The organism is Calditrichia bacterium, assembly GCA_020634975.1.
In the GTDB taxonomy this organism is placed as follows: domain Bacteria; phylum Calditrichota; class Calditrichia; order RBG-13-44-9; family J075; genus JACKAQ01.
The window spans coordinates 1,343,673-1,357,275 of record JACKAQ010000001.1 but is presented as its reverse complement, the minus strand read 5'-3'; the positions used below and the strand labels follow the sequence as shown (position 1 = coordinate 1,357,275).

Here is a 13,603-nt window from a genome sequence, read left to right as displayed (position 1 = left end):
TTTGAAAACCACACAGATAGAAGGCGATTATTGTTAGTACTGATGAGACAAAACCAATTTAAAATGGTTAACCGGATAAATGATTCTATTCCAGATTGAGGAAAATGCCATGACCATGGGAATACTGCTTATAATGTTCGCATTAATTGCGACAATCGTTAGTGGTTGGCAATATTGGACAATTGCCATTTCGGAAAAACAACAAAAACGAAAAACAAAAAATGGATATCTGCCTAACTTTGCATCTGCCAGAAGGGGTTTTTATGTAATGACTGGGTTAGTGAGTCTTGCTTCGGCTTTCTTGCTGTATCTGATTTTGTCACATCATTTTCAAGTGGATTATGTCTATCGGTACTCTTCAATGGATCTTCCGTTTGGCTATCTGATCTCTTCGTTCTGGGCAGGTCAGGAGGGGTCGTTTTTACTGTGGGCCTTGTTAATCGCACTTATGGGGCTGGTGTTTATCAAGACCGCCGGGCAATTTGAGGCTGTTGCGATGCTGGTTATTAACGGTGTGCTGGTCTTTTTCCTGGCAATTTTGCTAAAAGCCAGTCCGTTTGAATTACTTTCGCAAACACCACCGGATGGCGCAGGCTTGAATCCGCTCTTACAAAACCCCTGGATGGTCATTCATCCACCTATGCTGTTTGTCGGCTATGCCGCCGCGGCCTTTCCATTTGCCCTGGCAATAGCGGCTCTGATTCGCCGAGAATATTCAGCGTTTATTGCAAAAGCTTTACCGTGGACAGTTTTTACATCCCTCACTTTAGGTGCGGGTATAATTATCGGCGGTTATTGGGCATACAAAGTGTTGGGATGGGGAGGATATTGGGGGTGGGATCCGGTTGAAAATTCCTCTCTTGTTCCCTGGTTGACTACCTTGGCGCTCATCCATGGATTGCTGGTACAACGAAAAACAGGTGCGTTACCTAGGGTAAATTTTTTGCTGACAATATTCACCTTTGCTTTGGTAATTTACGCCACTTTTCTCACCCGCAGCGGGGTTTTGGCAGATTTCTCTGTCCACTCTTTTCAGGATCTCGGAATTAATCTCTATTTAGTTATGTTTATCATGGCCATTCTGGTTACCGGTGTGACGGTTTTACGGTCCCGGCATCAGCATATTCAATTTCAGGAGTTAAATCTAACCACCTTAAACCGTGAAGCGATCCTTTTGTCCAGCATGCTGGTTTTCTCACTTTCTGCTTTCCTCACCTTCATCGGTACTTCTTCACCGCTCTTTACCGGACTGGTTGGCAAACCGGCACAGGTGGATACCTCCTTTTATAATATCGTACACATTCCGATAGGGATTGCGCTGGCGCTGTTTCTGGGGTTTGCTCCCTATCTTCGCTGGGAAAGCACGAACAATCTCTTAAAAACACTGCTGCCATCATTGATATTTACAATCGTTTCTACTGCGGTGGCATTTTGGTTTGGGATGACCGAAATCACGAAATTAACTTTCACAGCGGCGGCAGCATTCGCATTCTGGAGCAACTTGTTTGTTACTGTCAAACTGTTTCGGATCAATTGGCTGATTTCCGGCGCTCCACTTAGTCACGTTGGGGTTGCATTGCTTTTGATCGGTATCATTGTATCTGCAACATTCGATACTGCCCAACAGTTTGTATTAGAAAGAGGCGTTCCCGTTCAGGTGATGGATCATCAACTGCTTTATCAGGGCGTTACGCCTGCGGTAAACGGAAAAAATGTCGTTAATATTCGCGTGTCCTCCGAAGGCGGCAACTACATTGCCCAACCTCGTTTCTATTATAGTGAATATAACCGATCTACCATGCGAGAGCCGGATGTAAAAGCAGGGTTGCTCGGCGATATTTATATTTCACCGATAGAAATCCGTAACACCGCTCAAACAGCCTCTAATGCACAGGTGTTGCGCCTCACCAAGGGAGAAACAAAACAATTCAAGGATATGCAAATCACATTCGATCAATTTGAAATCGGAGAACATGCGGGATCCAATCAAATGAAAGTGGGCGCCCGGTTAACAATCAACAGCGGTGAAAACACCTTTCATGCAATACCGGCTGTTATTTTTGACGGTGGTCAGAACCGCTCAGAAAATGCTGAAATTTTATTTAATCAAGCCGGTAAACAACAAAAAATAACCGTTATTCTCAATGGACTGGATGCCAATCAGAAGACCATCGAATTACAACTCGAAGGATTGAATGAAAATTCCCTACCTATCACTGAAGCGAAGGAACTGTTGATTATCGAAATCAGCAGAAAACCGTTTATGAGTGTTTTGTGGATTGGAACGATCATTATCACTTTGGGTGCTATTATCGCTCTGCTTAACCGTATGTCACCACCGGTAAATTTAACAAAAAACAACAAGGAACATTATCATGACACCATCAAAAAAGTGTCCGAATTGTCAAACTGATAATGAGTTAACTGCAAAATTTTGTTTTCAATGTGGCAGCGATTTGCCGGAAAAAGGAAACAAAGGCACCTATTGCCGGGAATGTGGTTTTGAAAATCCGCATAATGCGAAATACTGTGGTAAATGTGGTATTAAGCTTTCCTCGGGGGAAAAATCGGCAAATGAACATCATAAACCGACAGCAACACCCAAGAGTAGCAAGCCTTCACGAAAAAAACGCAAAAAACAAAAAACAAGCGCAGAGCATGTCCGGCACACCGTAAGGCGTGGCACCCTGCAGGGTTGGAATTACAAAGTAATAGGAATGATTGCCCTGGGTGTGGTTTTGTTCGGTGTTTATGCGGTTTACATGAATGAAAAATCGTTAAAAATATCTGAACGTTACGTAGAAAATGTCAGCACGAATCCCGCTTTGGAGGCACAGATGCGGGAAGTAGCTTCAAAGTTTGTGTGTGCCTGTGGCAGTTGTCCGAGCGAACCGTTAGAATCTTGTTCATGCGCTACCGCTCGTAAAGAACGCGACTTTATCCGCAATGCCCTTGCCGGCGGTCAAAATGCGGATGATGTCGTGAAGGTTTTAAACAACCAATATGGCGGGTTAAAATCTACACAACTGTCATTAGACAAAAATGATTTGAATTTAAATCTTCCGACCGCCTTAACTGCCAACACACCTGCGAATGAAGTGAATATGCCCAATGGCGATGCCTTGGCCGGAATTGCCAACCGCCAGCAAATTATCGAACAATTTTCCTGCCCCTGCGGACAATGCGCAATTGACGAGTTAAAAGATTGCAGTTGTGATCATCCGCGCGGCGCTGTAGAGGTTAAACAATTTATAGACGAACAAATCGCAACCGGGAATTACACAGTTGCACAAGTAATTGACAACGTCGAACAAAAATACGGTGGTCGAATTCGGTAAAGGAGAAAAAATATGGCCAACTTTTGTACTCAATGCGGATCAGCGGTTCAGCCAATCGCTAAATATTGCAGCGAATGTGGAGCGGAATTACTTGCCACGGATGAAAGAACTGCTTCTGAAAAACAACAGGTCAACTACCAGGATAAACGCGCGAGGGTGTTGGGTAAAAACCAGCACTCTGCAAAAACCCGAAAAGGACTTTACCTCGTAGTGGGCGTGATGGTCGCCTTGGGACTGTTCACGTTTGTCAACAGCTTGCCCTCCCGAAGCAATCCCATCCTTGAAAACCAGCCTGTCGTTTCCGGGGGAGAGCAATACCCGGCGTCCCCAACCCAGATGCAGCCGGTACAGGTGAAGGTGGAGAATGGCAAGATCATCCTGCCATTAGATTTGGTAAAAACCCAAAAGTTTGTGGCTTTTGATTACCAATCACCCCGCGGAGTGGTTCCGTTGCTGGCATATATTTCTACCGAAGGAAAAGTGGTAACTGCGGTTAGCATGTGCGAACCCTGCAAGTCCACCCGTTTTCACATCCGTTCCGACCAACTGTATTGCAACTCCTGCGGCACCACATGGGATCTCAATAACTTAAGCGGGATAAGTGGTGCTTGTCAAGATTACCCACCGGATCCATTACCAAGTGCTGTTGTTGGCAATGAGATCCATATTGATGCTGCAAAAGTTGTTGAGTGGGTACCCCGAGCCTAAACAGCATATAAAACAAGCGAGTAATCATGGCACTAAACAGCTATTTTTTTCGACGCAATATTGAAAGAAGAGTGTATCAATTGATTTTTGGATTACTTTTAATAAATGCCCATAAAAAGATACAAAAAACTGAAAATTCGGAAGTTAAGTATCTGGATATTACCCTAAAAAAGGCATTAAATTATTCTTTCAGCGCTGAGGAAAGTTACTGGGTTCAAAAAATAGAGTTGTTGAGAGATTCTCTGAACAATAATGATCAAGTCGTTCAAATCATTGATTTTGGCGCTGGATCAGATCGCGTCAGCGAATACAATATGACCGGGAACGATGTCAAAGTTGCTGAGCGTAGTATTAGCGATATAAGCCGGCTTTCCAACAAACAGATTTTCTGGACTGGATTATTATTTCACCTGGTTAGAAATTTAAAGCCTGAAAACTGTCTTGAACTGGGAAGTTGCGTTGGAATATCAGCTGCATATATTGCAGCGGCATTGGAGCTGAACGAGGCAGGCAAGCTGCTGACAATCGAAGGTGCGGAGCCTTTAGCCACCATCGCTTCAAACAATTTACAAAAGTTGCAATTGCCCAAAGTAAAAGTTGTAAATGAAAGTTTCCAAAATGGCTTGAATACCATTCTGGAAAACTGCAAACAACTGGATTTTGTCTTTCTTGATGGACACCATGATGGTGAAGCAACATTAAAATACTTTGGCCAGCTATATCCGTTGCTGTCTGGCAACAGTGTTATGGTTTTTGATGATATTCGATGGTCAAAAAATATGTTAGACGCTTGGAAGAATTTAGTCACTGATGAAAGAATATATCTGTCGCTGGATTTAGGAATGATGGGTATTTGTATACCCCAAAAACCGTGAAACTGCATAGTGTAGTAAGGTTAAAAACATCATGAAATTATATAATATCGCACTTAACAGTCTTTGGCGCCGCAAGTCTCGAATGATTTTTCAATTAATAGGCTTAACAATTGCCGTAGGCACAGTCATTATATTGTGGAGTATTTCTCGTGCAATGAGCGTTGATATTGCCCAAAAGCTCGACGAATATGGCGCCAATATCCTCATTGTGCCCAAATCAGATGACCTGGCGTTATCTTATGGCGGTATGTCAGTAGCTGGGGTGTCATTTGATCAACGAGACCTACATGTCGCTGACATTGAGGCGATCCGCACCATCAAAAACAAAGAAAACATTAGCATCGTGGCGCCCAAATTGCTGAATGTAACTGATTTACAATCCCGCCGTGTAATGGCGGTTGGGGTGGATTTTGCCGCGGAAACTCAACTTAAAAAATGGTGGAAGATTGTTGGTGTTTCTCCACAAAAAGATCACGAAGCGCTAATTGGCGCTGAGGTCGGACGCCAGCTCAACCTCAAACCAGGGCAGGATATTTCATTAAATGGCCAGACCTTCACAATTAGCGGCATTTTGCAGGAAACCGGTTCACAAGATGATGGATTGATTTTCATTGATCTGGAAAAAGCCCAGCGTCTGTTTAACAAACCTGCCGCGGTAAGTCTTATCGAAGTTGCAGCACAGTGTTACGACTGTCCTATAGAGGAAATCGTTGCGCAAACATCCGAAAAACTGCCTGGCGCCAGAGTAACAGCGATCCGCCAGACCATCGAAAGTAAAATGACCGCAATGCACCAGTTCGATCACTTTTCGTTGGGGATTTCCCTCGTCATGCTATTGGTGGGCGGTTTGATTGTTTTTACAACCATGACAGCATCGGTGAATGAACGGAAAAAAGAAATTGGCTTGTTTCGCTCCGTCGGTTTTCGTCAGAAAAATATCCTGCAAATTATTTTGCTTGAAGCGTTTATTCTGAGCGCAATTGCCGGAGTTTCGGGGTTTTTGATTGGTTTTATGATATCGCAAAATGCTGCGCCGCTGGTTGGGGTGCAAACGCTGGTTGTTCCATTCGACCTTACGGTATTTGGCTTGGCCATGGCGCTTTCCATCACGATTGGCATCGGCGCGGCGTTTTATCCCTCTTTGAAGGCGGCAAAACTGGATCCGACCACGGCATTACGGGCTTTGTAATTGATCAATGCGAAAGGGTTAAACGAATGAGCTTTATCGAAGTTATAAATTTGCGAAAAACTTATCACAGCGGTGAGGAAACCGTTGCGGCAGTAGATGATATTTCTTTCCATGTGGAATTGGGAGAATTTATTGCGATTGCCGGTCCATCCGGTTCTGGCAAAAGCACTTTACTTTCGCTGCTGGGCGGGCTGATGCATCCCACAACCGGCGCCGTTTTTACTGATGAAATCGATCTGTTTCAATTAACCGTTGAGCAACTGGCAGATTTTCGCCGGGAATATATCGGTTTTGTTTTCCAGTCATTTCATTTAATTCCCTATTTGAGTGTTCTCGAAAATGTGCTGCTTCCGTTGACGGTCACATCATTTTCCCGTACTGAAAAAAAGGCCATGGCCGCAACGATGCTGGAGAAAGTGGGACTGGCAAACAAAGCCCATCGGCTTCCGGATACGTTAAGTGGTGGTGAGCAGGAACGGGTCGCTATTGCTCGCGCCCTGGTGAACCGTCCTCCGATCATATTAGCCGATGAACCGACCGGCAATCTCGACTCTGCGAACAGCAACGAGATTATGAAAGTGTTTTATCAATTAAACCAGGAAGGGCAAACCATTCTTATGGTTACCCATAATCCGGAAAATCTGAACTATGTCCATCGCTCATTGCACATCGTCGATGGCAAACTAGGTCCATCCGCAGAAGCCTGTTTACCGGAAGCTGCTGCGATTGCATTTAATTCATAAACTGGAGGTATTTTCAAATGATCAAGCATTTTCAATGGATTCTGATGGTGCTATTGTTCGCAGGCTTGTTGCCAAGCGGTAGCATTTTTGCGCATGATAAAAGCCAAAACAATAAAGTTCCACAGGAATTCTGCGGACAACTCTCTGGGGCAATGGAGGAATATTTTGAATTGGAGAGCGCCATTTTTGACGAAAATGTGAAAATTGCAGCAGAAAAGGCCGCATTACTAAAAAAAGCATTTGAAGCCTTGAAGGCAGATGCACTCACAAGCACCCAACAGGCCCAGTGGCAAAAGGAAATCCTGACACTCGAGCAGGCTGTCGTAGGTCTGGTTTCCGGAAAAGAAATAAAAGAACAGCGAAGTGGTTTTTTAGCCATTTCCAATGTGCTTATTGAGATTGTCAAAAAATTTGGCCCACTCAACTATGACACTTTCCTGCTGCATTGTCCCATGGCTGTTGAATCCGGGGGGCATTGGTTAAGCAACACAAAGGATATCGCCAATCCTTATTTTGGGGAATCCATGTCAGGCTGCGGCACGCTGGTGGAAACATTCGCTAAAACCACGGATTAAAAAAATAAACACAAGACCTGATTCAGGCCTAACCGGATATCTATAGGTTAGGTCTGAATCTGAAATTTCCGGTAGTGAGCATATGATTGAACAATATCTCAGCTTATTTTTTAAGGCTGTATTTACCGAAAACATTATTTTGGCATTCTTCTTAGGAATATGCACTTTTTTAGCGGTTTCCAAAAAGGTAGAAACAGCTATAGGATTGGGGATCGCGGTGACATTAGTTCAAACGATCACCATTCCGGCCAATCATTTAATTTATCATTATATTTTGGAACCGGGCGCACTGTCCTGGGCGGGATTTCCGGATGCGGACATTAGCTTCCTGGAGTATATCGTTTTTATTGGTTTGATCGCAACCATTGTTCAAATTCTGGAAATGGCTTTGGACAAATACTTCCCCAAACTATACCACACACTGGGCATCTTTTTGCCGTTGATAACCGTGAATTGCGCCATTCTCGGCGGTTCGCTGTTCATGGTTGAACGCGGCTATAACTTTTCGGAGAGTATTGTCTATGGTTTTGGCAGCGGGACTGGATTTGCCATCGCAATAATTGCCTTAGCCGGTATCCGGGAAAAGATGAAATACAGCAATGTCCCCGAAGGGTTAAGAGGTTTGGGCATAGCTTTTATTATCGCAGGGTTAATGGCGATGGCTTTCATGTTGTTTTCGGGAATTCAGTTGTAGAAAAAACTGGTGTTTAATAAAAATAACTGTGAGCCCGTTAATTGAAGCATTGGGTGTTGTCTCCCCCAATTGTGCAATTGCCGTTTACATCGAAATTAACATTTTATCCGGTTGCGAATCTTGGGTATTGGGCTGCACTTCCACTTTGGTTTTTTGATGCAATCGAATGCAGGAGGATGAAGGTATATAAATCGGAAAACCTTACATGCTTTCCTGTCAAATAAAAGGCAAAATCCATAAAACACCCTCGTACGGTTTCCGCACAAGGGTGTTTTATGATTAATAATGCGAATTACAGGTTAAAGTAATTTATTTAAGCTATTTAAAAACATATACTAAAGTGAAATATAAGTTGAAAAGCTCCTCCCCCCTGTTGTTAATTACTTTTGCTGAAAGTATACCAACAGAAGGAGAAGAGCAAAATGAATTGGCAGCTTCAATTGATTACATTGTATGATCACATTGATACTTTCTATCATAGTGAATTATGGGTGTATTGTCAACGAATGAGTAATAATTCCAGTTCATCCTTTAGTGATGTAGAAGCGATTACAATTTACCTGTTCGGTATTATAAAAAAACAACGTGAAGTCATTGATATTTATAGTTATACGCGCAATCATTTATCCGATTGGTTTCCGAATTTACCGGCTTATAGCGTCTACATTCGCCGGTTAAATTACATCTGCGAAGTTTTTGCTCCGCTGATTGAAAAAATACTGGAGACCTTTCCCCAAACCGGGGTATTTAAAGATATCAAACTCATTGATTCAATGCCCATTATTTTAGCGAGTGCCAGGAGAAGCAATCAGGCCAAGATTGTCAGCGAATTTGCCAACAAAAGTTATTGTGCTTCCAAAGGTATCTATTATTATGGCGTCAAACTTCATATTTTGGCGTCTCGCCGACCCGGAAAATTGCCGGTTGCTGATTACATTGCTCTTACACCCGCTAGCGATAATGATCTAAAAACGCTGGAAATCATTCTGCCGCAACTCTACCACGGACAATTATACGCTGATAAGGCTTATATCAAACAACTTCTTCATGAAATTACCTGGCAAAAACAGTATTTTCAAATACTTACACCCGTCAAGAAAAAGAAAGGACAGATAAGAGAACCTGATTATTTGGAAAAAATATTATCTACCGCAGTCAGCAGTGTGCGTCAACCAATCGAGTCATTATTCAACTGGATTGATCAAAAAACCGGAATTCAAATGGCATCTAAAGTTCGATCATACAATGGACTCATCACACATGTCTTTGGTAGACTCGCTGCTGCTATGTTCTGCTTAGCTTTCAACTTGTAATTCGCATTAATAAGTATTGGATAAGTTTCCTTATTTAATGAGATTCATACGCATCACCCGGCTTTGCTCGCCAACTTTCAATTCATAGAAATAAATTCCTGAAGGCAGCGTCCTACCATCAAAATTAATGCGATGGTTGCCGGGCGTAAAAGGTGCATTGATCAGATCAAACAACCGCTGACCCAGTGAGTTGTAAATTGTCAGTACTACTTGAGCGTTTTTCACCAGCTCAAATTCAATGGTCGTACCGGGATTAAAAGGGTTGGGATAATTCTGTTTTAAATCAAATTCTCCGGGTATTGATGTAGCCGGGCTTTCGAGGGCGACAAGATTTTGGGTACCTGTTAGCACCACAAAATTCCTAACATCTGATTGTATAAAAGTCACAGTGTTGTTGATTGGATCAATAACCGAATTACTGGCAGATATCCAGCTGTTACTTTGACGGTCCCAGTATTTTGCTTGTATGGTATTTTCATCGATGTTATTACCTTGAAGTTGAATATCGTTATAATGTAGTTTGAAATGAATGTTAGAGGCAAAATTCATATGGCCGCCGCATCCGCCGTGTCCCCACATGCCATTCTCGCCATTGGGCTCAAAAATACCGATTTCATATCCGGAGAAAACATGCATATTTCCGGTATTTGGAATATTCTGCGGATAGACTTCCAGAATCTGGCAGAATAGTGAATCCGGCATCATCATTCCACCCGGATGCCAGCCGGGATTAAACTGCATGTGGTCATCGGGATCAAAAGGAGCATTGATGTTTTGAGGTTGTCCCATATTACGGTGAATCCAATGACCACCAAAGTGTGAACCGATATTGGTAGAATCACGCCATAGAAGCCCGTTGATTTCGTAAACAATTACCATGGGTAAGACTAAGCTATCTACCGACCCACCGGTAATATCAATTTGATCGCCATTGTTCGGGCGGGTTGCCCCGGAAGTCGGTTCGTACCAGGGCGGTCCAAAATTCAAAAAGTAATCCGGCTCCCCGTTGTTGTCGGTATCCAGGTAATAATGCGCCATCACAAACGTCGTATCCACCAATGCCAGACCGCTGAGAGAAACGGTTTCCAATGAGTCATGCATCCAGCCAAAAGCAGACCCCTGGCAACCGCCCTGATGATGGCCACCAGTATGGGAGTGGTGCCCCAACTGATTCCAGAATCCATTATAGGGATCGCGCCAAAAATCCCCGTTGATTTCATAAACCACAATTACCGGAAAATTCCCCACTAGCATATCGTGCAGGCCGCCGGTAATGGTTATAACATCGCCATGCTGCGGGCGAACGGCATCGCTGCTATCCGGCTGATACCAAAATGGGCCAAAGTTTAAATGATAATCAGGCTGGGTGTCGCCATTGTCGTCGAGATAGTAAACCGGGTGAAGCATTGAGGAATCAATGATTGCCGTGCCGGTGACAGTAACCAATATCAAGGAATCCGGGTCAAAATGACCGTTGGGATGATGACCGCTCTGGGCTAAACCACCCATACTAAAAAGCATTAAAAAACCGGTGAATAATGCTAAAAATTTACGTAACTTTTTCATAAGACGACTCCTTTAAGCTGATGATAGTGTGATAGTTGAAGATTTATTGAAATAAACGATAACATATATATTTATAACAACATTCCTGATCCCAGCGAAATCAGGCTGACCTGATAATTGTAATACAGATCATTTGATCGATTGTCGATCCAGTAAAACTCGCCCATCAGGCTGATGGATTTGCCACCCGGCATACTAAAGGATTTGCCCAAGCTAAACCAGAATTGCACTTCACGATCTTTCCGCAGCGATTGATCGTGTACAGGATCGCCATTCAGATCAAGTGCGTTGCGCTTTACATAATCTTTCCAGCGAGTATCGATGCTGGCTTTAAGTGTAACTTTTCCAGAGAAAATCTGGGTTAGTGTAGTTCCCAATTCCTCGCTTTCGTATCCATAGTGGTCATCGAATAATTCGTCCTCGCTGATATAGCCAGAAACCTGCCCGGCCAAATAGCGAATTTCACCGCCGGGATTTCGCCGGAGTGTAAATTCCACGCTCAAACCGGTGGAGTTTGTCAGTGATTGTGCCAGGCGAAACTGACCGATCCATTGCCCTACGCCCGGGTTCGTGTTGTTTGACTCTATTTCGCTCATATGCGAATTGTCTCCCATAGAACCGGTGTTTCCGAAATGCCCCATACCACCCCGGTGAGTGCCGTATCCCTCAAACCCCTGTCCGTCTTCCTGAACGGGTTGAGTGCCGGTTATGTGGCTCTGGTAAATTTTGAGTCCGTAGTTGCTCTCTACCATCAACGTCGTCCGGGTTTGAAAAAAACCGATATATCTGGCAAAGAAATAATGTTCAGAGTAATTAAGATCGGGCAGGTTGGAATACCTTCGCCCATGCAAACGGTAGCCCAGATTGGCATTGGAGGCGGAATTTATCACGATTTTTACGTTCCCGTAAACTGATGCGTCCTGAAAATTATAGTAATCGTAAATCGTCCTGTTAACCCGCAAACTGCTGTTAATGCCCAAGTTCAGGGTGTTTCCACCATCGCTTAAAACCCTGGAAAAAGCCCCTCCCAGTTGATGATAATGATAATTTCTTGCATCGTACTGCGCAAAAAGACTGTAGCTTCCGCGATAATACAGCCGTGACTGCCACTTTTCGCTGCTGAAATCTTTTGCAAAGTAGCCGGAAAACTGTGAAATATTGTCGGATAAACCGGCATAGTTGCGGAACGCATTGTTGTCATAACTGGTGCTGACTGAAAAGCTCTTCGTCCACTGGGCCTGCACCGAAACAGAACTGAACCCGGATAACAATATTGTTATTATAACCAGATATAGCATTTTTCATTTCCCCTAAACTGGATTTACACCATTATCATTCTGAGAAAACATTAATGATGACCGCCATGTTTATCATTACCGCTATTCGATTTCCCTTTGCGACCATGTTTACCCATTGAATTGAGAAAATCCGTCCGGTCATCACAGATTCCATCGCCATCCATATCGATGAACATATCCAAACGTTTTTCTCCGCCATGGCGGCTTTTTATAAAATTGTCAAAATCTTTCAACCGGTCGTCAATGCCGTCGCCGTCTGCATCGATAAAAGCACCCTGGAGTTTTCCGTTGTTCTCATCCCAGAATCCCCGTGATTCCCCACGCCAGTGGTAATTGGCTGGGTCATATTTATCCCCAGTTATATCATTCTGACCGTCCTCATCCACATCTAGCACATTGCGGTGGCGTTCCTGCCGTTCCATTTCTGTGAACCGGGAACCAAGATCGTTAACCCCATCTCCGTCGCGGTCTATCCAGATATCGTTGATTTTGTCTTTGTTCAGGTCTTGAAATTCAAACTTATGAGGATATTTTTTCCCGTCCAGATCATTCTTGCCATCTCCATCCGCATCCAGGAACAGGTCATTGATGCCGTCATTGTTTTTATCAACAAATCCGATGAATTTCCCAACTGAGGCATTCTTGGTTTTCTGAATGCCGGGCGGTTCCTCAGATTGACGGGGTATTTGGCCATAAGAAATGGACATCATTAATATGCCGGCAGTAAAAACTGTCAAGATTATTTGCCTCATGGGTTTTCTCTTTTCAAAAAATAACACGACCTGCCGAAAGCGCCTCCTAGCAGGTCGTGTATCGATGTGATTATTTATGATTCATCACTTTTGGTATGTACCCGTTATGGTTTACCGATCGTCCGCAAGTACCGGAACCGGCGTTCATTTCGCTATTATACAAATTACTACCGTTGCTGTGCATATTACTACCAACGGAATGATCATTGATGCCGTCACCGTCCTCATCCACAAATTGTTGGTGATTGTCCCTTCCATGGTTCATTTTTTGAAGCGTGCCCTGCCCATGTTTAGAATGATCACACACGCCGTTACCGTTGCCATCCATAAAATTCCAGGGTGATCCCGCTGGCATTGCTTCATCGTTAATTGAATGAATCGGGTTACCGTTTTCTTCTTGTAACACATTTGGGTATTGTTCTTCTGCCTGTGTTATTTGTGCCGTTAAAGTGCTCCAGAAAAACAACCCCGATACCGCCAAAACAGCTAACATCTTAGAGAATTTGATTTTTTTCATGAAATGTTTACCTCATTATTGAATTTATTCGTTTT

13 protein-coding genes are annotated in these 13,603 nt (G+C 43.5%); 9 read left to right on the top strand and 4 right to left on the bottom strand.

Features of this window, described 5'->3' with window-relative positions; all coding sequences use genetic code 11:
• The first annotated feature begins 109 nt into the window (after positions 1–109).
• The 9 genes from H6629_05505 to H6629_05465 all read left to right on the top strand — a co-directional run bounded on the left by H6629_05505 (position 110) and on the right by H6629_05465 (position 9,435).
• On the top strand, positions 110–2,413 hold the full coding sequence (locus H6629_05505; GenBank protein MCB9067246.1) for a heme lyase CcmF/NrfE family subunit: 2,304 nt from the start codon (positions 110–112) through the stop codon (positions 2,411–2,413).
• Positions 2,376–3,338: a zinc ribbon domain-containing protein gene (locus H6629_05500; GenBank protein ID MCB9067245.1), complete on the top strand. Its 963-nt coding sequence runs from the start codon at positions 2,376–2,378 to the stop codon at positions 3,336–3,338. Before H6629_05505 ends, H6629_05500 begins: the two co-directional genes overlap by 38 nt.
• Before the next feature lie 12 nt (positions 3,339–3,350).
• Positions 3,351–4,046 carry a DUF2318 domain-containing protein gene (locus H6629_05495; protein MCB9067244.1) on the top strand — a complete coding sequence of 232 codons (696 nt, stop codon included), beginning with the start codon at positions 3,351–3,353 and terminating at the stop codon, positions 4,044–4,046.
• A 26-nt stretch (positions 4,047–4,072) separates the two neighbouring features.
• Entirely contained in the window at positions 4,073–4,921 is an 849-nt protein-coding gene (locus H6629_05490; protein MCB9067243.1) for a class I SAM-dependent methyltransferase, read from the top strand.
• A gap of 31 nt (positions 4,922–4,952) precedes the next feature.
• Positions 4,953–6,110 (top strand): ABC transporter permease, encoded by a 1,158-nt coding sequence (locus H6629_05485; protein MCB9067242.1) that lies wholly within the window; start codon positions 4,953–4,955, stop codon positions 6,108–6,110.
• 26 nt (positions 6,111–6,136) lie between these two features.
• Positions 6,137–6,853 (top strand): ABC transporter ATP-binding protein, encoded by a 717-nt coding sequence (locus tag H6629_05480; GenBank protein ID MCB9067241.1) that lies wholly within the window; start codon positions 6,137–6,139, stop codon positions 6,851–6,853.
• A gap of 17 nt (positions 6,854–6,870) precedes the next feature.
• Positions 6,871–7,428, top strand: a complete 558-nt coding sequence (locus H6629_05475) for a DUF3347 domain-containing protein (GenBank protein ID MCB9067240.1) — start codon at positions 6,871–6,873, stop codon at positions 7,426–7,428.
• Positions 7,429–7,510: 82 nt separating this feature from the next.
• Positions 7,511–8,122 (top strand): NADH:ubiquinone reductase (Na(+)-transporting) subunit E, encoded by a 612-nt coding sequence (nqrE, locus tag H6629_05470; protein MCB9067239.1) that lies wholly within the window; start codon positions 7,511–7,513, stop codon positions 8,120–8,122.
• A gap of 422 nt (positions 8,123–8,544) precedes the next feature.
• Complete coding sequence (locus H6629_05465; GenBank protein ID MCB9067238.1) at positions 8,545–9,435, top strand: transposase; 891 nt, start codon at positions 8,545–8,547, stop codon at positions 9,433–9,435.
• Positions 9,436–9,465: 30 nt separating this feature from the next.
• Here the strand turns inward: H6629_05465 and H6629_05460 are convergent, their stop codons facing one another.
• The 4 genes from H6629_05460 to H6629_05445 all read right to left on the bottom strand — a co-directional run bounded on the left by H6629_05460 (position 9,466) and on the right by H6629_05445 (position 13,568).
• Positions 9,466–11,001: a T9SS type A sorting domain-containing protein gene (locus H6629_05460; GenBank protein ID MCB9067237.1), complete on the bottom strand. Its 1,536-nt coding sequence runs from the start codon at positions 10,999–11,001 to the stop codon at positions 9,466–9,468.
• 71 nt (positions 11,002–11,072) lie between these two features.
• Positions 11,073–12,299 (bottom strand): hypothetical protein, encoded by a 1,227-nt coding sequence (locus tag H6629_05455; protein MCB9067236.1) that lies wholly within the window; start codon positions 12,297–12,299, stop codon positions 11,073–11,075.
• Positions 12,300–12,349: 50 nt separating this feature from the next.
• A complete protein-coding gene (locus H6629_05450) occupies positions 12,350–13,051 on the bottom strand; it encodes a hypothetical protein (protein ID MCB9067235.1) in 702 nt (233 codons plus the stop codon).
• Between the two features lie 70 nt (positions 13,052–13,121).
• Positions 13,122–13,568, bottom strand: a complete 447-nt coding sequence (locus tag H6629_05445) for a hypothetical protein (GenBank protein MCB9067234.1) — start codon at positions 13,566–13,568, stop codon at positions 13,122–13,124.
• Positions 13,569–13,603 lie beyond the last annotated feature (35 nt).

What these genes read in the sequence shown, in the direction of transcription:
- H6629_05505 (MCB9067246.1), top strand. Translation starts at nt 110, where the DNA reads ATGACCATGGGAATACTGCTTATAATGTTCGCATTAATTGCGACAATC.
- H6629_05500 (MCB9067245.1), top strand. Translation starts at nt 2,376, where the DNA reads ATGACACCATCAAAAAAGTGTCCGAATTGTCAAACTGATAATGAGTTA.
- H6629_05495 (MCB9067244.1), top strand. Translation starts at nt 3,351, where the DNA reads ATGGCCAACTTTTGTACTCAATGCGGATCAGCGGTTCAGCCAATCGCT.
- H6629_05490 (MCB9067243.1), top strand. Translation starts at nt 4,073, where the DNA reads ATGGCACTAAACAGCTATTTTTTTCGACGCAATATTGAAAGAAGAGTG.
- H6629_05485 (MCB9067242.1), top strand. Translation starts at nt 4,953, where the DNA reads ATGAAATTATATAATATCGCACTTAACAGTCTTTGGCGCCGCAAGTCT.
- H6629_05480 (MCB9067241.1), top strand. Translation starts at nt 6,137, where the DNA reads ATGAGCTTTATCGAAGTTATAAATTTGCGAAAAACTTATCACAGCGGT.
- H6629_05475 (MCB9067240.1), top strand. Translation starts at nt 6,871, where the DNA reads ATGATCAAGCATTTTCAATGGATTCTGATGGTGCTATTGTTCGCAGGC.
- nqrE (MCB9067239.1), top strand. Translation starts at nt 7,511, where the DNA reads ATGATTGAACAATATCTCAGCTTATTTTTTAAGGCTGTATTTACCGAA.
- H6629_05465 (MCB9067238.1), top strand. Translation starts at nt 8,545, where the DNA reads ATGAATTGGCAGCTTCAATTGATTACATTGTATGATCACATTGATACT.
- H6629_05460 (MCB9067237.1), bottom strand. Translation starts at nt 11,001, where the DNA reads ATGAAAAAGTTACGTAAATTTTTAGCATTATTCACCGGTTTTTTAATG.
- H6629_05455 (MCB9067236.1), bottom strand. Translation starts at nt 12,299, where the DNA reads ATGCTATATCTGGTTATAATAACAATATTGTTATCCGGGTTCAGTTCT.
- H6629_05450 (MCB9067235.1), bottom strand. Translation starts at nt 13,051, where the DNA reads ATGAGGCAAATAATCTTGACAGTTTTTACTGCCGGCATATTAATGATG.
- H6629_05445 (MCB9067234.1), bottom strand. Translation starts at nt 13,568, where the DNA reads ATGAAAAAAATCAAATTCTCTAAGATGTTAGCTGTTTTGGCGGTATCG.